Origin of the sequence: Pseudomonas sp. TH37 (assembly GCF_016650735.1) — a bacterium.
GTDB lineage: Bacteria > Pseudomonadota > Gammaproteobacteria > Pseudomonadales > Pseudomonadaceae > Aquipseudomonas > Aquipseudomonas farris.
On record NZ_JAEKFD010000005.1, the window covers coordinates 96,810 to 120,262 of the forward strand.

Sequence of the window (23,453 nt, forward strand, 5' to 3'; positions counted from 1 at the left end):
AGGCTTGCTGCGGCAAGCCTTTTTCTTTTCAAGACGCTTTGTAATTGAGAGCTTTCATGACTGAGCCACTGCGCATTGTCTTTGCCGGTACCCCGGAATTCGCCGCCGAACACCTCAAGGCCCTGCTCGACAGTCCTTACGAGATCGTTGCGGTCTACACCCAACCGGACCGTCCGGCGGGCCGTGGGCAGAAGCTGATGCCGAGCCCGGTCAAGCAGTTGGCGTTGGAAAACAACATCCAGGTGTTGCAACCGCCGACCCTGCGCAACGAAGACGCTCAGGCTGAACTCGCCGCACTGAAACCGGATTTGCTGGTGGTGGTCGCTTACGGGCTGATCCTGCCGCAAGTGGTGCTGGATATTCCGCGTCTGGGCTGCATCAACAGCCACGCTTCCTTGCTGCCACGCTGGCGCGGTGCAGCACCGATCCAGCGCGCCGTTGAGGCGGGCGACAGCGAAAGTGGCGTGACCGTGATGCGCATGGAACTGGGCCTCGACACCGGGCCGATGCTGCTCAAGGTCACCACGCCGATCAGCGAAGAAGACACCGGCGGAAGCCTCCATGATCGCCTCGCAGAGATGGGCCCACCGGCCGTGGTTCAGGCGATTGCCGGCCTGGCCGCAGGCACTCTGGAAGGCGAAGTGCAGGACGACAGCCTCGCCACCTACGCACACAAATTGAACAAAGACGAAGCGCGCATCGACTGGAGCCGCCCGGCAATTGAGCTGGAGCGCCTGGTTCGCGCCTTCAACCCATGGCCGATCACCCACAGCACGCTGAACGGTGAAGCGCTGAAAGTGCTGGCTGCGAGCCTGGCCCAAGGGCAGGGCGCGCCGGGTGAAATCCTCAGTGCCAGCAAGGACGGCTTGGTCGTCGCCTGCGGTGAACAGGCGCTGTGCCTGACCCGTCTGCAATTGCCCGGCGGCAAGGCGCTGAACTTCAGCGACTTGTTCAACAGCCGTCGTGAGAAATTCGCCGTCGGCACCGTTCTCGGTCAAGCGGCGGACGCTCAATGAATCCACGTCTGGCTGCCGCCAAGGCACTTGCTGCTGTTCTTAACGGAAAAGCCTCACTCAACAGTTCTCTGCCGACGCAAATGGACAAGGTCGAAGACCGTGATCGCGGCTTCACCCAGGACCTGGCGTTCGGCACGGCTCGCTGGCAGCCACGTTTGTCGGCGTTGGCGGCCAAGTTGCTGCAAAAGCCGTTCAAAGCAGCCGATGCCGATGTCGAGGCGCTGTTGTTGGTCGGCCTCTACCAACTGCTCTACACCCGGGTTCCGGCCCACGCGGCCATCGGCGAAACCGTCGGTTGCGCCGACAAACTGAAAAAGCCGTGGGCCAAAGCCCTGCTCAATGCCGTGCTGCGCCGCGCCCAACGTGAAAGCGAAGCGCTGCTGGCCGAGCTGGAGCACGACCCGGTGGTGCGCACCGCTCACCCGCGCTGGCTGCAAAAATCCCTCAAAGCCTTCTGGCCTGAGCAGTGGGAAGCCATTTGCGCAGCGAACAACGCTCACCCGCCGATGATTTTGCGGGTCAACCGTCGCCATCACACCCGCGATGCTTATCTCGGGTTGCTGAGTGACGCCGGCATCGCGGCCACGCCGTGTGTTTACAGTCAGGACGGCATCATCCTCGACGCGGCGGCCGATGTGCGCAGCCTCCCGGGTTTCGCCGAAGGCTGGATCAGCGTGCAGGACGAAGCCGCGCAACTGGCCGCTGATCTGCTGGACCTCGCGCCAGGCCAACGGGTGCTGGACGCCTGCTGCGCACCGGGCGGCAAAACCTGCCACATCCTTGAGGCCGAGCCCAAACTGGCCGGCGTGGTGGCTGTGGATCTGGAAGCCAAACGTCTGGTGCGAGTACGGGAAAACCTTGCACGCCTGGGCCTGAGCGCCGAACTGATCGCCGCCGACGGCCGCGACACCGCGACCTGGTGGGACGGCAAACCGTTCCAGCGCATTTTGCTGGACGCGCCGTGCTCGGCCACCGGCGTGATTCGTCGTCACCCGGACATCAAACTGACCCGCCAACCCGATGACATCGCCGCGCTGGCGGTGCTTCAGGGCGAGCTGCTCGACGCCATGTGGATAACGCTGGAGGTGGGCGGCATTCTGCTTTACGCCACCTGCTCCACGCTGCCGACCGAAAACACCGAAGTCATCGAAGCGTTCCTCGCTCGCACGCCGGGTGCCCGTGAACTGGACCTCGCCACAGCGGCCGGCATCAAGCAGCCCCATGGCCGCCAATTGCTGGCCCAGGAAGGTGGCCATGACGGGTTCTACTACGCCAAGCTGATCAAGATTGCCGCCGCGCGCGGTTAACCGGTTTTAAAGGAGTGACTGGATGAAAATCATCATCCTCGGCGCAGGGCAGGTCGGCGGTTCGCTGGCAGAACACCTGGCCAGCGAAGCCAACGACATCACCGTGGTCGACACCGATGGCGAACGCCTGCGCGACCTCGGCGATCGGCTGGACATCCGCACCGTACAGGGTCGCGGTTCGCTGCCAACGGTACTGCGTCAGGCCGGTGCCGACGACGCCGACATGTTGGTTGCAGTGACCAACAGTGACGAAACCAACATGGTGGCCTGTCAGGTCGCTCACACCTTGTTCCACACGCCAACCAAGATCGCCCGGGTCCGCGAAGCCGCGTACCTGACCCGCGCCGAACTGTTCGATAACGAAGCGATTCCGGTCGACGTGCTGATCAGTCCGGAGCAAGTCGTTACCAACTACATCAAGCGCCTGATCCAGCATCCGGGTGCGTTGCAGGTAATCGACTTCGCCGAAGGCAAAGCACAGCTGGTGGCTGTGAAAGCCTATTACGGCGGTCCGCTGGTGGGTCAGCAACTGCGGCAGCTGCGCGAACACATGCCGAACGTCGAAACCCGCGTTGCGGCGATTTTCCGTCGTGACCGGCCGATCCTGCCCCAGGGCGATACCGTGATCGAGGCCGACGACGAAGTGTTTTTCATCGCCGCCAAAGCGAATATTCGCGCGGTGATGAGTGAAATGCGCCGCCTCGACGAGAGCTACAAACGCATCGTCATCGCTGGCGGAGGGCAGATTGGTGAGCGTTTGGCCGAGGCCATCGAAAGCCGCTATCAGGTGAAGATCATCGAGATGAACCCGGCCCGCTGCCGCCATCTCTCGGACACCCTCGACAGCACCGTGGTGTTGCAGGGCAGTGCCTCCGACCGCGACTTGCTGATGGAAGAGAACATCGCCGACGCCGACATCTTCCTGGCGCTGACCAACGACGACGAAGCCAACATCATGTCGTCGCTGCTCGCCAAGCGTCTGGGCGCGAAGAAGGTGATGACGATCATCAACAACCCGGCCTACGTCGACCTGATCCAGGGCGGCGACATCGACATCGCCATCAGCCCGCAATTGGCGACCATCGGCACCTTGCTGGCCCACGTGCGACGCGGTGATATCGTCAGCGTGCACTCATTGCGTCGAGGTGCGGCGGAAGCCATCGAGGCCATCGCCCACGGTGATGCGAAGTCGAGCAAGGTGATCGGCAAGGCCATCGAAAACATCGGCCTGCCGCCGGGGACTACCATCGGCGCGATCATCCGCGATGAAGAAGTGATCATCGCCCACGACAACACAGTGATCGAAGCCGGCGACCATGTGATTCTGTTCCTTGTGGATAAAAAGCACATTCGGGATGTGGAAAAGCTGTTCCATGTGGGGTTGAGCTTCTTCTGATCCGGCATTTGCAGTGGCTGGACGGGCCTCTTCGCGGGCAAGCCCGCTCCCACAGTGTTTTGCAGTGAACACATATCTTGTGTACGACCGAGATTCCTGTGGGAGCGGGCTTGCCCGCGAAAGCAATCTCAAGAACAAACAGGCATCCCTGAAGAACCTCAATAAGGAATCCACCATGATCGAATCCCTGGAAAAAATGCTCGCCAAGGGTGTGGATAACTCGCTGCTGCGCTTCGGCCTGGGCAAGGGTTATCTGGATCTTGGTGAAAACGCCAAAGCCGCAGAGCATTTCCAGCGCTGCGTCGAGTTCGATCCGAAGTATTCGGCGGCCTGGAAGCTATTGGGCAAGGCCCATCTGGCGCTGGCGGATTACGCGGCGGCGCGTCAGGCCTGGGAACAGGGCCTGGAAGCCGCCCGCAACCATGGCGACAAGCAGGCCGAGAAGGAGATGACGGTGTTTCTGAAAAAGCTTGAGCGTCAGGCGCACTGATCAAGATCAAAAGATCGCAGGCTCCTACAAGGTAACCGCCAAGCCTTTGTAGGAGCTGGCGAAGCCAGCGATCTTTTGATTTTACCGGGGGTTATCCACAGCAGCATCAGTACCAGCGTTCTTCGCCCGGCGGACGCTTCTTGAAGCGCTTCATGCTCCACATGTACTGGCTCGGATAAGCCCGAACATAGCGCTCGACCACCTGGCTCATCGCCGCGCAGGAGGTTTCGGTATCGGTGCTGTACATGGCCTCTGGCGCTGCTTCGAGGATCACTTTGTAACCTGAACCGTCCGGCAACCGCAGGGCATGCAGGAACACACCGACCGCTTTGCCGCCGGCCAGCATGTTCGGGACGAATTTACTGGTCAGGGCTTGAGTGGCAAAGAACGGCACGAAGATCCCGGCGGATTCGGCCGGTTCCGGGTCTGCCGGAATACCCACTGCACCACCTTTGCGCACTTCCTTGATCACGCTGAGGATGCCTTCCTTGGTGGAAGCGGCCACCCGGTTACCCAATTGCACCCGCTGCTTGCGCAGCAAGTCATCCACCGCCTTGAGCTTGGGTGGACGGTAGAAAATGATCGGTTTGCACTGGTTGCAATAGAAGTGGTTCAACACTTCCCAGTTGCCCAAGTGGCTGGTGATGCCGACCACGCCTTTGCCGGAGGCGAGGGCGTCCTTGAGCACGTCGAGACCTTCGACTTCACGCACCAGATCAATGGAACGCTGAGCCGGCCAGATCCACGCGCAAGCGCTCTCGGTCAGGGACTTGCCAATGTCTTTCAGACTCTGGCCCACCAGACGCTCGCGTTCGGCCGGGTCCATCTGCGGAAAGCACTTGGCGAGGTTGATCCGTACCACGTCGCGGGAACGGTTGGGGGTTTTCCACATGATCCAGCCAATCGCCGAACCCACCGCCTGCACTGCCCGCCAAGGAAGCAGGGCAAACAGACGCAGAGCGCCTACCAGCAAGGCGCCTTTCAACTTATCCACAGGTCACTCCTGATCTTGTGCTGTGCGCGAGGCGGCTATTCTAACCGCCGTTCGCCAAGGTGGCGTAGCGATCGCAATCCCGAGTGTGGTCCATGACCATGCCCGAAGCCTGCATCAACGCGTAACAAATGGTCGGGCCGACGAACGTGAATCCGGCTTTTTTCAGGCCTTTGCTCATCTCGACGGCGACCGGTGTCACGGCCGGTACTTCACTGCGATCCTTGAAATGATTGATCACAGGCGTTCCGCCGACGTACGACCAGAGAAACGCCACCGGGTCCTCCAGCGCCAGCCAGGCTTGGGCATTGCGCCGGGCCGCATTGAGTTTGAGGCGATTGCGGATGATCCCCGGATCGAGCATCAATTCATCGATTTCCGCATCGCTCATCTGTGCCACGCGCTGTACATCGAAGCCAAACAGCACCTCGCGATAACGCTCTCGTTTGCGCAACACGGTGATCCAGGAAAGCCCTGCCTGGAACCCTTCGAGCAAAAGCAACTCGAACAAACCCTGCGCATCGCGTAGCGGCGTGCCCCACTCCTGATCGTGATAAGCCATGTACAGCGGATCTTCGGTACACCAAAAGCAGCGTGGCATAAGGCTCCAGGGGGCGTGCGCAGGACCGAATCGGGTATACTCCCGCTCTTTAAATCGCAGCCCAAGAAACAGGTGAATTTCGTGAGCCAGCCTACGCCAGCCGTGCGTACCTTCCAAGACTTGATCCTCGCCCTCCAGCAATACTGGGCCGAGCAAGGTTGTGTGGTACTTCAGCCCTACGATATGGAAGTAGGCGCCGGCACTTTCCACACTGCCACGTTCCTGCGCGCCATTGGCCCGGAAACCTGGAACGCCGCTTATGTGCAGCCCAGTCGTCGCCCGACTGACGGCCGCTACGGCGAAAACCCGAACCGTCTGCAGCACTACTACCAGTTCCAGGTAGTCCTGAAGCCGAACCCGGACAACTTCCAGGAACTGTACCTGGGCTCCCTCAAGCACGTGGGCCTCGACCCGCTGGTGCACGACATCCGTTTCGTCGAAGACAACTGGGAGTCGCCAACGCTGGGCGCCTGGGGTCTGGGCTGGGAAGTCTGGCTCAACGGCATGGAAGTGACGCAGTTCACTTACTTCCAGCAAGCGGGCGGCATCGAATGCTACCCGGTGACCGGCGAGATCACTTACGGTCTGGAGCGTCTGGCCATGTACCTGCAAGGCGTGGACTCGGTCTACGACCTGGTCTGGGCTGACGGTCCGTTCGGCAAAGTGACCTACGGCGACGTGTTCCACCAGAACGAAGTGGAGCAGTCGACCTACAACTTCGAACACGCCAACGTCGAGAAGCTGTTCGAGTTGTTCGACTTCTATGAAAGCGAAGCCAAGCGCCTGATCGAACTCGATCAGCCATTGCCGTTGCCGAGCTACGAAATGGTGTTGAAGGCGTCCCACACCTTCAACCTGCTGGATGCGCGCCGGGCGATCTCGGTGACCGCGCGTCAGCAATACATTCTGCGTGTACGCACCCTGGCGCGTTCCGTTGCGCAAGCCTATCTGCTGGCTCGCGCCAAGCTGGGCTTCCCGATGGCGACCCCGGACCTGCGTGATGAAGTACTGGCCAAGCTGGAGGCTGCACAATGAGTGCTCAAGATTTTCTGGTTGAATTGGGCACCGAAGAACTGCCACCCAAAGCCCTGAACACCCTGGCCGATGCGTTTCTGGCCGGTATCGACAAAGGCCTGCAAGCTGCCGGCCTGAACTACGAAACCAAAACCGTCTACGCTGCGCCACGTCGTCTGGCCGTGCTGATCACCGCGCTGGCGACCCAGCAGCCGGATCGCAGCATCAACCTCGACGGCCCGCCGCGTCAGGCCGCGTTCGATGCCGAAGGCAACCCGACTCAAGCAGCCCTGGGCTTCGCCAAGAAGTGCGGCGTCGACCTGAGCGAAATCGATCAGAGCGGTCCGAAACTGCGCTACAGCCAAAGCATCGCCGGCAAGCCGACCGCGAGCCTGATGCCGACTATCGTCGAAGATTCCCTGAACGACCTGCCTATTCCCAAGCGCATGCGCTGGGGTGCTCGCAAGGAAGAATTCGTTCGCCCGACTCAATGGTTGGTGATGCTGCTCGGTGACCACGTCATCGACTGCACCATCCTCGCGCAAAAGTCCGGCCGCGATTCCCGTGGTCATCGTTTCCACCATCCTGAAAGCGTGCGCATCACCTCGCCGGCCAACTACCTGAGCGATCTGCGTGCTGCCTATGTGCTGGCCGATGCCAACGAGCGTCGCGAGCTGATCAGCAAGCGCACCGAAGAACTGGCGACGCTGCAGGAAGGGACGGCCATCGTGCCGCCGAGCCTGCTCGATGAGGTGACCGCGCTGGTTGAATGGCCGGTGCCGCTGGTGTGCTCGTTCGAAGAACGCTTCCTCGACGTGCCGCAAGAAGCGCTGATCACCACCATGCAGGACAACCAGAAGTATTTCTGCCTGCTGGATGCCGACGGCAAGTTGCTGCCTCGTTTCATTACCGTGGCCAACATCGAAAGCAAGGATCCGCAGCAGATCATCGCCGGTAACGAGAAAGTGGTTCGCCCACGCCTGACCGACGCCGAGTTCTTCTTCAAGCAAGACAAGAAGCAAAAACTCGAAGACTTCAATCTGCGTCTGCAGAACGTGGTGTTCCAGGAAAAACTCGGCAGCGTCTACGACAAGGCCGAACGCGTTTCCAAACTTGCTGCGTTCATCGCTCAACGCATTGGCGGTAACGCCGCATGGGCTTCCCGTGCCGGCCTGCTGTCCAAGTGCGACCTGGCGACCGAAATGGTCGGCGAGTTCCCGGAGATGCAAGGTGTCGCCGGTTACTACTACGCCCTCAACGACGGCGAGCCGGAAGAAGTCGCACTGGCGCTGAACGAGCAGTACATGCCGCGCGGTGCCGGCGCTGAACTGCCGACCACGCTGACCGGTGCGGCTGTGGCCATCGCCGACAAGCTCGACACACTGGTGGGTATTTTCGGTATCGGCATGCTGCCAACCGGGAGCAAAGACCCGTATGCCCTGCGCCGTGCTGCGCTGGGTGTATTGCGCATCCTGATCGACAAGAAGCTCGACCTCGACCTGAACGACGCCGTGGCGTTTGCCGTGAATGCGTTCGGTACCAAGGTCAAGGCTGCCGGCCTGAATGACTCGGTGCTGGAATTCATCTTCGATCGTCTGCGTGCCCGTTATGAAGACGAAGGCGTTGATGTCGGGACTTACCTGTCGGTTCGTGCCCTGAAGCCGGGTTCGGCGCTGGACTTCGATCAGCGTGTACAAGCCGTAGAAGCGTTCCGCAAATTGCCGGAAGCTGCTGCTCTGGCCGCCGTGAACAAGCGTGTTTCGAACTTGCTGAGCAAGGTCGAAGGCTCTGTTCCTTCGGTCGTTGAAGCCAAGTACTTCGACAACGCCAACGAGTTCTCCCTGTATTCGGCGATCCAGCAGGCTGACCAGGCTGTTCAGCCAATGGCCGCTGCTCGTCAGTACAGCGAATCGTTGGCGCGTCTGGCCGCCTTGCGCGAGCCGGTGGATGCGTTCTTCGAAGCGGTGATGGTCAATGCCGAAGATGCCAAGGTGCGAGCCAACCGCTACGCACTGCTGGCGCGTCTGCGTGGTTTGTTCCTCGGCGTCGCCGACATTTCGCTGCTGGGCTAAGGGGTTTGCTGTTGAAACTGCTGATTCTCGATCGGGACGGAGTGATCAATTACGACTCCGATGCGTACATCAAGTCGGTGGAGGAGTGGATTCCGCTCCCCGGTTCGATCGAAGCGATCGCGCAGTTGAGCAAGGCCGGCTGGACGGTGGCGGTCGCTACCAACCAGTCGGGCATCGCTCGCGGTTATTACGACATCGCCACCCTGGATGCCATGCACGCTCGCTTGCGCGAGCTGGTGACGGAACAGGGCGGCGAAGTCGGGCTGATCGTCTATTGCCCGCATGGGCCAGACGATGGCTGCGATTGCCGCAAGCCAAGACCCGGGATGTTGAAAACCATCGCCGCGCATTACAACGTTTCGCTGACGAATCTATGGTTCGTCGGCGATACTCTCGGTGACCTGGAAGCCGCCAGAGCCGTCGACTCTCAGCCAGTTTTGGTAAAGACCGGGAAAGGCGAAAAGACGCAGGGCTTGACCCTACCGGCGGGCACCTTGATTTTTGACGATCTGGCGGCGATTGCCGCGGAACTTATCCACAACTAAGGCTCTTCTGACATCCTGGCCAAGGACTGATCGGGAGTGCGCTTGAATAGGCGGGCAATGCCCGCAACGGTAAATGTCGCCATGTCGATACTGCAGGCCATCAGAACTTTTCTCTTTTACCTGCTGCTGGGCACCAGCTCTTTGCTCTGGTGCACCCTGAGCTTTTTTATCGCGCCGTTTCTGCCATTCAAGGCGCGCTATCGCTTTATCAACGTGTACTGGTGCCGCTGCGCTTTATGGCTGAGCAAAGTCTTTCTGGGTATCCGTTACGAAGTGAAAGGTGCCGAGAACGTTCCTGACCAGCCCTGCGTGATTCAGTCGAACCACCAGAGCACTTGGGAGACATTCTTTCTCTCGGCCTACTTCGAGCCGCTGAGCCAGGTGCTCAAGCGCGAACTGCTCTACGTTCCGTTCTTCGGCTGGGCCATGGCGATGCTGCGGCCGATCGCCATCGACCGTGGCAACCCGAAAGCTGCGCTCAAGCATGTGGCGAAGAAGGGCGATGAACTGCTCAAGGACAATGTCTGGGTCCTGATCTTCCCTGAAGGGACTCGCGTTCCTTACGGCACCATCGGCAAGTTCTCCCGCGGTGGCACCGCGTTGGCCGTCAATGCGTCATTACCGGTACTGCCGATTGCGCACAATGCCGGCAAGTTCTGGCCAAAAACCGGTTGGGCAAAGAAGCAGGGTGTGATCAGCGTCATCATTGGCGCGCCGATGTACGCCGAGGGTAGTGGGCCGCGAGCCATTGCCGATCTGAATGATCGGGTTCAGGCCTGGAACGAACAGATGCAGCGCGAGATGGGTTCGCTGCCAGCAACCCCGGCGGCACCCAACGCTACTGATCAAGTGACTGTCTGAGATTCTGTGGATAACCTGTGTACCGTTTTGTTGAAAAGCGTCGTTTTTAGTTTTTAAACCTATGATTTACATACATATTTCTTAAGCAAATAAAACGTCGAAAAAGGTGCATAAGTTTATTTCGGACTAAAAAAAACCGGCTGATATAGCCGGTTTTTTTATGCCCGTCGAAAGCGTCTGGCTCACTCACTCAATAGCGGTAACTGGACACTGAACGTCGTGCCTTGCCCCACCACGCTATGACAGGAAATCCTCCCGCCATGACGATCCACCACCGCCTTGACCATGGACAAACCCAGCCCCAGGCCATCGCTGCCGTGAGCCGAGGTAAAACGCCGATACTGACTGAACAACTCGGGAAGTTCATCGACAGCAATTCCTCGGCCTTGATCGGCGATTTCGCACAGCAGCCAGCCCTCGGCACAACTCACTCGCACTGAGATCCGCGACCCCGCCGGACTGTACTTGATGGCGTTTTCCAGCAGGTTGAACAGTGCCCGTGTCAGTAGCGATTGATCGGCCAGGACCAACACTTCAGCGTCTTCGTCGAGGTCATGCAGCAACTGAATGTTCTTCAGATGAGCGATGCTCGAGGCCTGGTCGAAGGTATCGAGTAACAACATCGCGAACATACTCGGCTGAAACTGATAGGCCTCGGACTCGGCTTTTGCCAACTGCACAAAAGCCTCGGTCAGTTTCAGCGCCTTGCGCACTTGTAACTCGATCTGGCTGAACACTTGAGTGTCGCCGGACACCTGATGCCGCTGAACGTCGAGCAAGGCCAGAATCGCAGAGTGGGGAGCTCTGAGGTCATGAGACAAAAAGCGCAGCAACACGGCTCGCTGTTCTTCGGCGTCCCGCTCGACGCTCAAGTCGGTGAGGCTCAGTAGCCAGCCAATCACGGAGTCGCCCTCGGCTGGTAACAGCGGTGCCAGGTCCAGACGCAGGCTGCGTGCCTGGGTGTCACGAAACTCCAGCGGCTCCAGAGTCGACAACGCAGATGGCATTCCATTGGACGGCACCGGGTAACCCAGATCGTTCAGTTGCTCGAGCATGTCCTCGCCCACCAGGCCACGACAAAACACCTCTCGAGCCTTGCGGTTGGCCAGTAGAATGCGCCCTTGCGGATCGCTGATCAGCGTCGCCACCGGCAGGTATTCAAGCCCATCGGCAATGAAACGTCGGGTGTCGCGGGTCCGGCTCATGGCCTGCTCCAGCGCGACGATTTGCCCTTGCAGCACATCACCGGCCGGGGCTTGGGTACGACGACGTTCGGGAAAAACTTTTGGCTCGCTGTCCAGGCGCGCCAGTTCCCAGCCGAAATAGGCGAGCACCGCGTTCAGCCTTCGCCAATTCCAGATCAGGTAGCCCAGCAACATACCCAGCAGGCTCGCGGCCGGTGACCACCACCAGCCAAGCCGCATCAGTACACCCGAACCCAGTAGAGCGGCCGTCATTGCGCCCAGAGTCAGCCATAGGGCGCGACGCGGACGTACCAACAGCAGGCCCAGCAACTCACCGACAATCATCACCGATAACAATGCCGCCAAGCGCTGATCGAGAACCACGATGTTGCGCTGTTGCAGCAGCCCGTTGAGGATATTCGCCTGGATCTCGATGCCCGGTGTGGTGCCGATGCTGGCCGATTGCGGTGTCACGTAGCGGTCGCCCAGGCCAGGAGCGGTCGAGCCGATCAGGATCAAGCGATCGCGCAGCAACTCGGGCGGGACTTCGCCGCGCAATACGCTGACGTAGGGCACAGTGGGAAAGCCCGCGTCGGAATGGATGAAAGGAATCCGTATTTCGTGGGCTCGCTGCCAACCTTGCGCCGATGGCAGGGCCGGGGTACCTGGCATCGATGCATTTCCCTTGTCGGCAAGGGTTTCTTCGTACAGCAGCCAAGCCAGTTGCGGGCGTGTTTTTTGCGACGGTCCTTCGCTTAAATACACGCTGCGCACGATCCCATCAGCGTCCGCTTCGGCATTGATGTGCCCGACGCCTTTGGCACAATGGTTCAGCGGATCCACCGGTTCAATTTCCCCCAAGGGCTGCCCATAACGCGCGACGCCTTCGCGCAGCAGCGGCACGAAAACATTCCCGGCTCGACAGGCCGCCTGGGCCAAAAGCTGATCGTTCTCGTGTTGGCTATCGGGCTCGCTGAAGATAACGTCGAACAGAACGCCTTTAACCTTCGCGGCGCTGAGCCGATCAAGCAGTTGCGCGTGCATGGCCCGCGACCACGGCCATTGGCCAAGCTGCTGCAAGCTGTAGTCATCGATCGTGACGATGAGTATTCGCGGGTCCACTGGCAGAGGGCTCAGCCGGCGCAGGTTGTCATACAGCAGATTGCTCAGGGCCAGACCCTGAGTCATGGACAGCATCGCAGTCAGCGGCAACAGGATCAGACAGACCCACAGCCACTCGCGGACCATCCGCTGAATCAACCGCTGAGCCTGGGTCGGCTCGCGTTCATCCTTCCTTGGCCGTCTCTTCATCGGTCGTCGGCCAGGGCGCTATTGGACACGGGTAGTCCTGGGGTAATAGAGAATGTCATACACCCCGGTCTCTCCCTCTAACCCCTGAGCATCATAGGCCGACAGGCGAACATGGTAGAAAAACGCTTTCAGCCCGCTGAATTTGACCTCTGGCGTGCTGGAAAACTGCTCTTGCTTGATGTCCAGAAAGGCTGCGTCGGTGGCCACTTGCGCCCGATAACGCGTGGCCCCTTCGATGGGTTTCATGATCAATTGCCAGACAGGCACATTACCCGTCTGACCGGCTTGCCCCAACAAACGTGGGGCAGGTAACAAGTCGATTGGCGTCAACGTGCCTTGTTTCTGAATACGCAAACCTTGGCGGGCCATAACCTGGACCTCGTCAGCTTCAGAGCTCTGAGTCCGTTTGGCAGCCGAGCGGGCAGGGCGGGTGCCCGACGTTTGCTCGTCACGATCGACCGCCACTTGCCCGTTCAACACTTCCAGCAGCGCCTCGCCACCGTCATCGTTGCGCACCCGAAAGTGCGTGCCCCGTACGCCCAGTACACCGACCGGCGTGACGATCTGAAAGCGATCATGGTCGCTGGCACGTTTGATCACATACGACTCAACCTGCCCCTGCTCAAGAATGACCTGAGGGATCGAATGTTCTTCATTGAGGTGCAGGGTGATATGGGAACTGGAGGGCAACACCACCCGCGAGCCATCACCCAGGGACAGGCTGACAAACGCCGAGGGCGAGGTTTTGACGCCTTCCTTTTCGTCGATCGACATGCCTTCCTGCAATGGCGTCTGCTTGCCTTTGGCGTCCAGCTTCCAGGCTTCGCCGGTCAGATGCTCGACAGTCGCCGGCAGCGGTTGACCACGGCATTGTTGGTTTTCATCGATATACGGCAGACGTTTTGCCGAGGCGCCAGCTGCTAATGCACTTTGGGTGAGCAATCCCATCAGGCCGGCAACCAGTAAAAAACAGACACCCGAACGGCGTGGAAGCAATAAGGTCATGGGGTTCATGGACTGCTTTTTATGCTCTTGTAGAAATCATGCCGGGAAATGCACGCGCTTGACGCACGATACCTGACCGGACGCTCTGGCAGATAGCCATAGGAGCAAAGGATATTGAGAAGACACATCCCTGTGTCAAAACCGAGCAGGCACTCCATGTGTTTTCCCCTGAACTGCAGACTGTCGAAAACCGGCAATCGACAGTCCTGCCAGGTTGGCGTTGACGCTCCCTGCGTCGGAGCACATCCCAATGCCCCTGTGCCGCTCAGCGACAACGAATTTACCGGCATAAGTGACCTTGCGAGCCGATTCTCAATATTTGTTCAGAATTGGTCGAAGACTAAAACATGCCATCGGCGAAGTGCCATCAGCGTAGCGATACTTGGGAACATCGCAGCAATTCGCCACAATTGTTCAGATTCAATCAATCAGCCTAAACTTCCGCAGGAATTTTCACTTTGCACTTACGAGATGAAGGAAACACTCGGCATGCGTGTCGCAATACTGGATGACGAACCCGCCGAACTCCGCCGGGTGGAACAGACACTGCGACAGATCCCCGTCACGGGAGAGCAGGCGTGGACGCTGCATTGCTTCGAGCGGGGAGAGGACTTACTAAGGCAACTCCGGCGGGAGACCTTCGATCTGCTGATACTCGATTGGCAGCTGCCCGATATCAGCGGCATGGCGTTGTTGCGCTGGACCCGTGAACACATGGACGTGCCACCAGCCGCCATCATGCTCACCAGTCGCGATACCGAAAGCGATATCGTCCAGGCATTGAACGCCGGGGCCGACGATTACGTGAGCAAACCGTTTCGTCCCAACGAGCTGATGGCTCGGGTCAGCGCGGTGCTTCGTCGGCATGGGCTGCAACGCGCGGCAACCACCGAAATACTGACCTTCAATGACCTCGAATTCGACGACGCCGAACTCACCGTCACCCGCGCCTCAACCCCCATCAGCCTGACCGAACGGGAATACCGTCTCGCCCGTTGCCTGTTCGCCAATCTGGGCCGACCTTTGTCCCGTGAATACTTGTATGAGCGCTTTTGGACCCATGAAGAAGTAGTCTCCTCCCGCCCGCTGGACACTCATATTTATCGCCTGCGCAACAAGCTGGGCCTGACGGCCGATCGCGGTTGGCAACTGCTGACGATTTACGGGTATGGGTATCGGCTTGAGAGCGTGGCCACTGCTAGCGAATGACGACGTTTCGACGATCAATAAAAAAGGCCAACGCTGAGCGTTGGCCTTTTTCGTTTAGCGGTCCTGCCGGATGATTCGGCAGCCCTGCAAACGCTGGCGAAAATGCATAGTTCTGGCACGACCGGTTCAGTCAGGGCGGAAGGCGGCTTTGGGGGCTGCATTGATTGTGCCGGGGGACTTACGATAGAGGCCGACCGCCAATCCCATAATGATGATCGCAATTGAGATCAAGTCCGGTGTCGAGATGTGTTCGCCGATAATCAGCATCGAACTGCCGATGCCGAATACCGGAATCAGCAACGACAGCGGTGCCACTGTTGATACGGGATAAAGCTTTAACAGCGAATTCCATCCCCAATAGGCAAAGTGTGTGGCCAGGTAAACCTGGAAAACAATCGACAGTACAGCCGTCAAGTCGAGACTGCTTTGCAGGTTCTCAAAGGGCGCGGCGCCCCGCATGAGCCAAGCGATGAAGAAGAGCGGGATGGGTGGAAACAGACTGGCCCAGACCATGAATGAAAAGATCTCTTTGACACCGGATTTCTTGATAATCACGTTGCCTACGCTCCAAGCGACTGCACTCAACACTATCAGCAGTACCCCAAGTATTGCGTGCTCTCCTTGCTGGGTAGAAATGATGCCCGCCAACCCGACCAATGCCAGCAGCGCCCCGATAAGCTGAGCCCCACGTAGATTCTCTTTAAACAATAACGCCCCCCAACCCATGGTGAAGAACACGCTGAGCTGGATGATCAGCGAAGCAATACCGGGGCTGACACCGACCTGAATGCCATAGTTGATCACGCCCCACATACCCAATCCGAAAATGAAGCCGTAGGCGACAACATAGCTGAACTTGATGGCGGGGCGCTTTATGAAGAACACCAAGGGTATGGCGGCGAGTGCAAAGCGTATTCCGGTTAACACAAAGGGATCAATCGAGCGTAAACCCAGCTTGGTGATTGGAAAGTTCACTCCCCACACTAAGGTGACGAGTATCGCCAGAACCAAATGTTTTTTCTGCATATCCCTAGCCTCACATTAAGCGGCACACCGCGTAGGCGGTGTGCTGCATTCCAATCAGTTCAATGCGAACCGTTTCTGCATCAGGTTTTTTTGGAGATGCGATTCTATGGTCCAAAATTTTGGCCTGCTTGCTATAGCAGGTCTATTTTTGTCAAGATCGGGCCATGTCGATCAATCAAACACTGGATCCCTACGAGCATGGAAGCCCCGATGCGGTGGTGAGCCTGAGCAAGTATTCTTCGGGTACTGTTTTTGCGCGGCACACGCACAGTCGTGGTCAGTTTGCATACGCCTCGATGGGCGCGGTGAAGATGTTCACCGATCTGGGGAATTGGGTTGTCCCGCCTCAAAGAGCGCTTTGGGTTCCCGCGTGCGTGTCGCATGAAATGCATATGCGCGGCGACGTGACCATGATCAACACTTACCTCGATGAGGCTGCCTCCATCCGCGCCGGTTTGCCGGAGCATTGCCAGGTCTACAATGTTTCGCCGCTGCTCAGGCACCTGTTGGAAGCGGCGTTGGCCATTGATCCGGAGCAACCGCCCAATATCCGAAGCCAATCCGTGCAGACGCTACTGGTGGATGAAATCGGCGCCATGTCGGAGCTTCCACTGAGCGCACCTTTGCCTTCAGAGCCTCGACTGGCCCATTCGTGCCATCGATTCCTTGATGCACCCACGCAGAATATTTCCATCAGTGAAATGGCTAGTTGGTCGAGCATGAGCCGGCGAACGTTCACGCGAAGTTTTCGGGAAGCGACTGGCATGAGTTTTGTGTTCTGGCGGCAACAAGTCTGTTTGCTAGAAGCAACATCCAGACTGAGCAATGGTTCATCTATCACCGAAGTGGCGATTGATCTGGGTTACAGCAGCCCAAGCGCATTTACCGCGGTATTTCGGCGTAACCTGGGAGATTCACCGGGGCGTTATCTGGCCAAGTCCAAAGGTGCATCGGTATTCTGAGCGATTGATCGAGAAGGGAAAATAATCGACCTCTTGGCACGTCGATGTACCTTCTCAACGGAGTGAGAGTTACCAATCTGCGAACCCAGCAGAAGATAAAGACATCATTTATGTCCCTGGCACTGCCGCGACACACGCAATAAAAAAGGCCAACGCTAAGCGTTGGCCTTTTTCGTTCTAGCGATCCTGCCGGATCAGAAGTCCAGGTTGGAAACCGCCAAGGCGTTGCTTTCGATGAAGTCACGGCGAGGTTCGACCGCATCACCCATCAGGGTGTTGAAGATCTGGTCTGCGCCAATGGCGTCTTCGATGGTCACTTTGAGCATCCGGCGCTGGCTTGGGTCCATGGTGGTTTCCCACAGCTGATCCGGGTTCATTTCGCCCAGACCTTTGTATCGCTGGATGGTGTGACGCTTGGTGCTTTCAGCCATCAGCCATTCAAGTGCTTCCTTGAATTCGGTGACCGGCTTCTTGCGCTCGCCGCGCTGGATGTACGCGCCCTCGTCCAGCAAGGTGCTCAATTGAGCGCCCAACGACACAACAGTCTTGTAATCGTTACTGCCGAAGAAATCGCGGTTGAAGGTGATGTAGTTCGACAGGCCGTGGGAGATCAGCTCGACCTCTGGCAGCCAGACGTTACGTTCACGGTCTTCACGCAGGCTGGCTTTGTAAACCAGGCCGGATTTCTCGACGGTGCGCAGGCGAACTTCGAACTGAGCCATCCAGTCCTGCATCGCTGCGTGATCCGACAGTTGCTCCATGCTCACCGCTGGCAGGTAGATGAAGTGCTCGGTCAGCTCCTGTGGGTACAGGCGCGACAGGCGCTTGAGGGTCTTCATCACCAGACGGAAATCATTCACCAGACGCTCGAGGGCTTCGCCGGAGATACCCGGGGCTTCCTCGTTCAGGTGCAGGCTCGCATCTTCCAGGGCCGACTGCGTCATGTACTCTTCCATGGCGTCGTCGTCTTTGATGTATTGCTCTTGCTTGCCTTTCTTGACCTTGTACAGCGGCGGCTGAGCGATGTAGATGTAACCGCGCTCAATCAACTCCGGCAACTGACGGAAGAAGAAGGTCAGCAACAGGGTACGGATGTGCGAACCGTCGACGTCAGCATCGGTCATGATGATGATGTTGTGATAACGCAGCTTGTCGATGTTGTACTCGTCGCGGCCAATGCCGCAGCCCAGCGCGGTGATCAAGGTGCCCACTTCTTGCGAAGAGATCATCTTGTCGAAGCGTGCCTTCTCGACGTTCAGGATCTTGCCCTTGAGCGGCAGGATGGCCTGGGTGCGACGGTTGCGTCCCTGCTTGGCGGAGCCGCCAGCAGAGTCACCTTCCACGAGGTACAGTTCGGAGAGGGCAGGGTCTTTTTCCTGGCAGTCAGCCAGTTTGCCCGGCAGGCCGGCGATGTCCAGCGCGCCTTTACGGCGGGTCATCTCACGAGCCTTACGTGCCGCTTCACGCGCACGCGCCGCGTCGATCATCTTGCCGACGACCAGTTTGGCTTCGTTCGGGTTCTCTAGCAGGAAGTCAGAGAAGTACTTGCCCATTTCCTGTTCAACCGCGGTCTTCACTTCGGAAGACACCAGCTTGTCTTTGGTCTGGGAGCTGAACTTCGGATCCGGCACCTTCACCGAAATAATTGCTGTCAGGCCTTCGCGGGCATCGTCACCGGTGGTGGCAACTTTGTGCTTCTTCGCCAGACCTTCAGCTTCGATGTAGGTGTTCAGGTTACGCGTCAATGCGGAACGGAAACCCACCAGGTGAGTACCGCCATCGCGCTGAGGAATGTTGTTGGTGAAGCACAACAGGTTCTCGTTGAAGCTGTCGTTCCACTGCAGCGCGATTTCGACGCCAATGCCGTCTTCACGCTGGATGTTGAAGTGGAACACCTGGTTGACCGGAGTCTTGTTGGTGTTCAGGTATTCAACGAACGCACGTAGACCACCTTCGTACTTGAACAGCTCTTCCTTGCCGCTGCGCTCGTCCTTGAGGACGATGCCGACACCGGAGTTGAGGAAGGACAGTTCGCGAATCCGCTTGGCCAGGATGTCCCAGCTGAAGTGGATGTTCTTGAAGGTTTCAGCAGATGGCTTGAAATGAATCTGTGTGCCAGTGGTTTCGCTCTCGCCAACGATCTTCATCGGCTCTTGCGGAACACCGTGGACGTAAGTTTGTTCCCAGATCTTGCCGCTGCGGCGAACGGTCAGGACCAGTTCCTTGGACAGTGCGTTCACAACCGAAACGCCTACACCGTGCAGACCGCCGGATACTTTGTAGGAGTTGTCGTCGAACTTACCGCCGGCGTGCAGCACGGTCATGATGACCTCGGCCGCCGAGACGCCTTCTTCTTTGTGCACGTCTACCGGGATGCCACGACCGTTGTCGCGAACGGTGATGGATTCGTCTGGGTGGATGATAATGCTGATGTCGTCGCAATGGCCGGCCAAAGCTTCGTCGATCGAGTTATCGACCACCTCGAACACCATGTGGTGCAGACCACTGCCATCGTCAGTGTCACCAATGTACATACCGGGACGTTTGCGTACGGCATCCAGGCCTTTCAGCACTTTAATGCTCGTTGAGTCGTACGTATTTTCTTCGCTCAATGCCTTCACTCCCGATGGTCGTGGGTCTGGGTGATACGGCCCTGTTCCACGTGGAACAGAGCGACTGGCGTTTCCGTCTGCCAGCCTTCCCTCAATAATTCGTGATCTACACAGGTGATAAAGACCTGGCAGCGTAAGTCTTCCAGCAAGCGGCAAAGCGCGCGACGGTGGTGCTCGTCCAGTTCGGACGGCAGGTCATCCACCAGATAAATACACTGGCCGCGACGCGCTTGGCTAACCAAGTGCCCTTGGGCGATCCGCAATGCACAGACCACCAACTTCTGCTGGCCACGAGACAAGATGTCCGCGGCATTGTGTGCGCCCAATCTAAGACGCAAATCAGCGCGTTGTGGTCCGGCTTGGGTATGACCCATTTGCTGATCCCGCTGAAGGGACCCGGCGAGCACTGCACTCAACTCACGGTCTTTGTCCCAACCTCGGTAATAGCTGAGCGTTAAGCCCTCAAGCTCAACCAGTTCGCTCAAGGTCTGTTCAAAGACTGGTTTCAAGGCTTTGATGTAAGCGCGGCGGTATTCATCTATTTCAGCGCTGGCCTGGCACAGTTCCCTGTCCCAAACCGCTTGCGAAACGGCGTCAAGTGTACCATGTCGCAGCCAAGAGTTTCTCTGGCGCAAGGCCTTCTGCAAGCGCTGCCACGTGGACATGAATCGGGGTTCCACGTGGAACACACCCCAGTCGAGAAACTGCCGGCGAATCTTCGGCGCACCTTCCAGCAGGCGGAAGCTATCCGGGTTGATCAACTGCAACGGCAGGATCTCTGCAAGCTGCGCAGCACTTCGGGCGTTCTGCCCGTCAATGCGGATCTGGAACTCACCTTGGCGGTCGCGAGATATCCCCAGCGCGCTGTGTCCACCCTCGGCCAATTCGACCTGGCCAAACACCGTACATGCCAATTGCTCGTATTGAATGACGGGTAACAGACGGCTGCTACGAAACGAACGGGCAAGCCCCAGCAGATGAATGGCTTCCAGAACACTGGTTTTGCCGCTGCCGTTGGCGCCGTAAAGAATGTTTATTCGGGGGGAGGGGGAGAAGGTCACCGGGTGCAGATTGCGCACCGCGGTGACCGAGACGCGACTTAAGGACATCTAGGTTCTGCTGAACATGATTACAGACGCATCGGCATGACAACGTAGGCCGAGTCGTCGTTGTCGGACTCTTGCACCAGCGCACTGCTGTTGGAGTCGGACAGGATCAAGCGAACCTGCTCGGTGGTCATCACGCCCAGTACGTCGAGCAGATAGCTCACGTTGAAGCCGATTTCCAGAGAGCCGCCGTTGTACTCAACGCCCACTTCTTCTTCCGCTTCTTCCTGCTCCGGGTTGTTCGCCTGAATCTTCAGCTGACCATTGGCCAGTTGCAGACGGATGCCACGGTATTTCTCGTTGGACAGAATCGCGGTACGGCTGAACGCTTCACGCAACGCCTGGCGATCGCCGAGTACCAGCTTGTCGCCGCCTTTAGGCAGAACACGCTCGTAGTCAGGGAATTTACCGTCGACCAGTTTCGAGGTGAAAGTGAACTCGCCGGTGGTGGCACGAATGTGGTGCTGGCCCAGCACGATGCTGACGTTGCCGTCCGGTTCGGTCAGCAGACGCGCCAGTTCCAGAATACCTTTGCGCGGCACGATCACCTGATGACGATCCGGCTGACCGATATCGGCCTGCATCGAACACATGGCCAGACGGTGACCGTCAGTTGCCACGGCGCGGATGATCCCGGCCGAGACTTCCAGCAGCATGCCGTTGAGGTAGTAACGTACGTCCTGCTGCGCCATGGCGAAGCTGGTGCGTTCAATCAGACGACGCAGTTTGCTTTGCTCAAGGCTGCAGGTCAGCGAGCCTGGGCCTTCTTCCACCGTCGGGAAGTCATTGGCTGGCAGGGTCGACAGGGTGAAGCGGCTACGGCCGGCCTTCACCACGAGCTTCTGCTCATCGACCTTGATGTCGATCAGCGCATCGTTCGGCAAGCTCTTGCAGATGTCCATCAGCTTGCGCGCAGGCACAGTGATGGAACCCGGGTCCGCAGGCTCTTCGAGTTGCACACGACCGACCAGCTCGACTTCCAGGTCGGTACCGGTCAGCGACAATTGCTGGCCTTCGACAACCAGCAGCACGTTGGAGAGCACCGGCAAGGTCTGTCGGCGCTCGACGACGCCTGCGACCAGTTGCAGGGGTTTCAACAGGGCTTCGCGTTGAATGGTGAAATGCATGGTCTAGTCCCTTGCCTTAATAAGCTGCGCTGGTGTTCATCAAGTAGTCAGTGTACGCAGCAGGTTCTTATAGTCCTCGCGGATGTCCGCGTCGGATTCCTTAAGCTCGTTGATCTTGCGGCAGGCGTGCAAAACAGTCGTGTGGTCGCGGCCGCCAAACACATCGCCAATTTCCGGCAGGCTGTGGTTGGTCAGTTCCTTGGACAACGCCATGGCGACCTGACGCGGACGTGCTACCGAGCGTGAACGACGCTTGGACAGCAAGTCGGAGATCTTGATCTTGTAATACTCGGCGACGGTGCGCTGAATGTTATCCACAGACACCAGTTTGTCTTGCAGCGCCAACAAGTCTTTCAGGGATTCGCGAATCAGCTCGATGGTGATATCGCGGCCCATGAAGTGCGAGTGGGCGATCACGCGTTTGAGCGCGCCTTCCAGCTCACGGACGTTGGAGCGAATACGCTGGGCAATGAAGAACGCTGCGTCGTGTGGCAGATCGACTTTGGCCTGGTCGGCCTTTTTCATCAGGATCGCCACGCGGGTTTCCAGCTCCGGCGGCTCGACGGCAACCGTCAGGCCCCAGCCGAAACGTGACTTCAGGCGTTCTTCAAGGCCTTCGATTTCTTTCGGATAGCGGTCACTGGTAAGAATGACCTGCTGGCCACCTTCAAGCAGGGCGTTGAAGGTGTGGAAAAACTCTTCCTGAGAGCGTTCCTTGCGAGCGAAGAACTGAATGTCATCGATCAGCAACGCATCCACCGAGCGGTAGAAACGCTTGAACTCGTTGATCGCATTCAGCTGCAAGGCCTTGACCATGTCCGCAACGAAACGCTCGGAATGCAGGTACACAACCTTGGCATTCGGATTCTTCTTTAATAGGTGGTTACCCACAGCGTGCATCAAGTGGGTTTTACCCAAGCCGACACCGCCATAAAGGAAGAGCGGGTTGTAGCCGTGCTTGGGGTTGTCCGCCACCTGCCAGGCCGCAGCCCGGGCCAGTTGGTTGGACTTGCCTTCGACGAAGTTCTCGAAGGTAAAGGTGCGGTTCAGGTAGCTGGTGTGCTTGAGCGCGCCTTCGACCTGCACCGTGCGCTGTTCGGCGCGAACCGGAGCCTGTTGCGAACTGGCGCCGGCCATTGGATCGAAGCTGTCGCGGGACGGCTCTTCACTGACCTCCGCTACTTTTTGGGTCGCACGCTTGGTCGAGGCAGCTACCGGGGCAGGCGCCGAAGCGCTGACAGGCGCTTGAGCGGCCTGAGCCTGGGACGCCGCAGCGGCCAACGGCGCATTGGGTGCCGCACGCGGTGCCGAACTGCGTTTGCTGCCTATTAATAAGGAAAGCGCCGGCGCCAGGCCATTGCCATGCTCATCCAGCAGTTCAAGGACGCGGCCCAGGTACTTTTCGTTGACCCAGTCGAGAACAAAACGATTCGGCGCGTAGACACGCAGCTCGTCGCCTTCGGCTTCGACCTGTAGTGGACGGATCCAAGTGTTGAATTGTTGGGCAGGCAGCTCATCGCGCAAAAGCTCTACGCACTGCTGCCAAAGTTCCACTGACACGGATATCCCCTAAGTTGAAAGCCGGTGAGGCAAAAACAAGCGGTCATTGTAGCGACCA

General features: G+C 58.4%; 19 protein-coding genes. 10 read left to right on the plus strand and 9 right to left on the minus strand.

All coding sequences use genetic code 11. The features are described 5' to 3' along the window. The first annotated feature begins 56 nt into the window (after window positions 1-56). From fmt to JFU11_RS14860, 4 genes are all read left to right on the plus strand, one after another. On the plus strand, window positions 57-1,016 hold the full coding sequence (fmt, locus tag JFU11_RS14845) for a methionyl-tRNA formyltransferase (protein ID WP_201061071.1): 960 nt from the start codon (window positions 57-59) through the stop codon (window positions 1,014-1,016). After that, window positions 1,013-2,323 carry a 16S rRNA (cytosine(967)-C(5))-methyltransferase RsmB gene (gene rsmB, locus JFU11_RS14850; RefSeq protein ID WP_201061072.1) on the plus strand — a complete coding sequence of 437 codons (1,311 nt, stop codon included), beginning with the start codon at window positions 1,013-1,015 and terminating at the stop codon, window positions 2,321-2,323. The genes fmt and rsmB overlap by 4 nt, the downstream gene beginning before the upstream one ends. Window positions 2,324-2,345: 22 nt before the next feature. Beyond that, on the plus strand, window positions 2,346-3,719 hold the full coding sequence (gene trkA / locus JFU11_RS14855) for a Trk system potassium transporter TrkA (RefSeq protein ID WP_123720092.1): 1,374 nt from the start codon (window positions 2,346-2,348) through the stop codon (window positions 3,717-3,719). Between the two features lie 175 nt (window positions 3,720-3,894). Beyond that, window positions 3,895-4,209 carry a tetratricopeptide repeat protein gene (locus JFU11_RS14860; RefSeq protein WP_008007911.1) on the plus strand — a complete coding sequence of 105 codons (315 nt, stop codon included), beginning with the start codon at window positions 3,895-3,897 and terminating at the stop codon, window positions 4,207-4,209. A 106-nt stretch (window positions 4,210-4,315) separates the two neighbouring features. Here the strand turns inward: JFU11_RS14860 and JFU11_RS14865 are convergent, their stop codons facing one another. Next, complete coding sequence (locus tag JFU11_RS14865; RefSeq protein ID WP_007902957.1) at window positions 4,316-5,203, minus strand: lysophospholipid acyltransferase; 888 nt, start codon at window positions 5,201-5,203, stop codon at window positions 4,316-4,318. A gap of 40 nt (window positions 5,204-5,243) precedes the next feature. Beyond that, a complete protein-coding gene (gene tag, locus JFU11_RS14870) occupies window positions 5,244-5,801 on the minus strand; it encodes a DNA-3-methyladenine glycosylase I (RefSeq protein WP_201061074.1) in 558 nt (185 codons plus the stop codon). A gap of 81 nt (window positions 5,802-5,882) precedes the next feature. On the opposite strand from tag, the gene glyQ reads away from it, so the two are divergent. The 4 genes from glyQ to JFU11_RS14890 all read left to right on the plus strand — a co-directional run bounded on the left by glyQ (window position 5,883) and on the right by JFU11_RS14890 (window position 10,293). Continuing rightward, window positions 5,883-6,836, plus strand: a complete 954-nt coding sequence (gene glyQ, locus JFU11_RS14875) for a glycine--tRNA ligase subunit alpha (protein WP_003213601.1) — start codon at window positions 5,883-5,885, stop codon at window positions 6,834-6,836. Continuing rightward, the gene (glyS, locus tag JFU11_RS14880; RefSeq protein WP_123720093.1) at window positions 6,833-8,887 is read left to right on the plus strand and encodes a glycine--tRNA ligase subunit beta; all 2,055 of its coding nucleotides are present in this window, start codon (window positions 6,833-6,835) and stop codon (window positions 8,885-8,887) included. Before glyQ ends, glyS begins: the two co-directional genes overlap by 4 nt. A 5-nt stretch (window positions 8,888-8,892) precedes the next feature. Then, the gene (gmhB, locus tag JFU11_RS14885) at window positions 8,893-9,432 is read left to right on the plus strand and encodes a D-glycero-beta-D-manno-heptose 1,7-bisphosphate 7-phosphatase (protein WP_201121319.1); all 540 of its coding nucleotides are present in this window, start codon (window positions 8,893-8,895) and stop codon (window positions 9,430-9,432) included. An 81-nt stretch (window positions 9,433-9,513) separates the two neighbouring features. Continuing rightward, window positions 9,514-10,293 carry a lysophospholipid acyltransferase family protein gene (locus JFU11_RS14890; protein WP_201061079.1) on the plus strand — a complete coding sequence of 260 codons (780 nt, stop codon included), beginning with the start codon at window positions 9,514-9,516 and terminating at the stop codon, window positions 10,291-10,293. A 182-nt stretch (window positions 10,294-10,475) separates the two neighbouring features. Here JFU11_RS14890 and JFU11_RS14895 read toward each other — a convergent pair whose 3' ends face one another. Further along, window positions 10,476-12,788, minus strand: coding sequence for a CHASE2 domain-containing protein (locus tag JFU11_RS14895; protein ID WP_201061080.1), 2,313 nt, complete (start codon window positions 12,786-12,788; stop codon window positions 10,476-10,478). Between the two features lie 18 nt (window positions 12,789-12,806). Beyond that, window positions 12,807-13,736 (minus strand): FecR domain-containing protein, encoded by a 930-nt coding sequence (locus JFU11_RS14900; RefSeq protein WP_223569325.1) that lies wholly within the window; start codon window positions 13,734-13,736, stop codon window positions 12,807-12,809. Window positions 13,737-14,282: 546 nt separating this feature from the next. Here JFU11_RS14900 and JFU11_RS14905 point away from each other — a divergent pair. Further along, window positions 14,283-15,002 carry a response regulator transcription factor gene (locus JFU11_RS14905; protein WP_123720098.1) on the plus strand — a complete coding sequence of 240 codons (720 nt, stop codon included), beginning with the start codon at window positions 14,283-14,285 and terminating at the stop codon, window positions 15,000-15,002. Between the two features lie 126 nt (window positions 15,003-15,128). Here JFU11_RS14905 and JFU11_RS14910 read toward each other — a convergent pair whose 3' ends face one another. Continuing rightward, entirely contained in the window at window positions 15,129-16,028 is a 900-nt protein-coding gene (locus tag JFU11_RS14910; protein ID WP_201061085.1) for an EamA family transporter, read from the minus strand. 164 nt (window positions 16,029-16,192) lie between these two features. Here JFU11_RS14910 and JFU11_RS14915 point away from each other — a divergent pair, with 164 nt between their 5' ends. Beyond that, window positions 16,193-16,990, plus strand: coding sequence for a helix-turn-helix transcriptional regulator (locus JFU11_RS14915; protein WP_201061087.1), 798 nt, complete (start codon window positions 16,193-16,195; stop codon window positions 16,988-16,990). Window positions 16,991-17,184: 194 nt separating this feature from the next. On the opposite strand, the gene gyrB is transcribed toward JFU11_RS14915, so the two are convergent. From gyrB to dnaA, 4 genes are read right to left on the minus strand one after another with little or no spacing between them, the layout of a single operon-like run. Continuing rightward, on the minus strand, window positions 17,185-19,602 hold the full coding sequence (gyrB, locus tag JFU11_RS14920; protein WP_123720099.1) for a DNA topoisomerase (ATP-hydrolyzing) subunit B: 2,418 nt from the start codon (window positions 19,600-19,602) through the stop codon (window positions 17,185-17,187). Between the two features lie 5 nt (window positions 19,603-19,607). Further along, window positions 19,608-20,711: a DNA replication/repair protein RecF gene (recF, locus tag JFU11_RS14925; RefSeq protein ID WP_008007898.1), complete on the minus strand. Its 1,104-nt coding sequence runs from the start codon at window positions 20,709-20,711 to the stop codon at window positions 19,608-19,610. 20 nt (window positions 20,712-20,731) lie between these two features. Beyond that, the gene (gene dnaN / locus JFU11_RS14930) at window positions 20,732-21,835 is read right to left on the minus strand and encodes a DNA polymerase III subunit beta (RefSeq protein WP_007903001.1); all 1,104 of its coding nucleotides are present in this window, start codon (window positions 21,833-21,835) and stop codon (window positions 20,732-20,734) included. Window positions 21,836-21,874: 39 nt separating this feature from the next. After that, the gene (gene dnaA / locus JFU11_RS14935; RefSeq protein ID WP_201061088.1) at window positions 21,875-23,395 is read right to left on the minus strand and encodes a chromosomal replication initiator protein DnaA; all 1,521 of its coding nucleotides are present in this window, start codon (window positions 23,393-23,395) and stop codon (window positions 21,875-21,877) included. Between the last annotated feature and the right edge of the window lie 58 nt (window positions 23,396-23,453).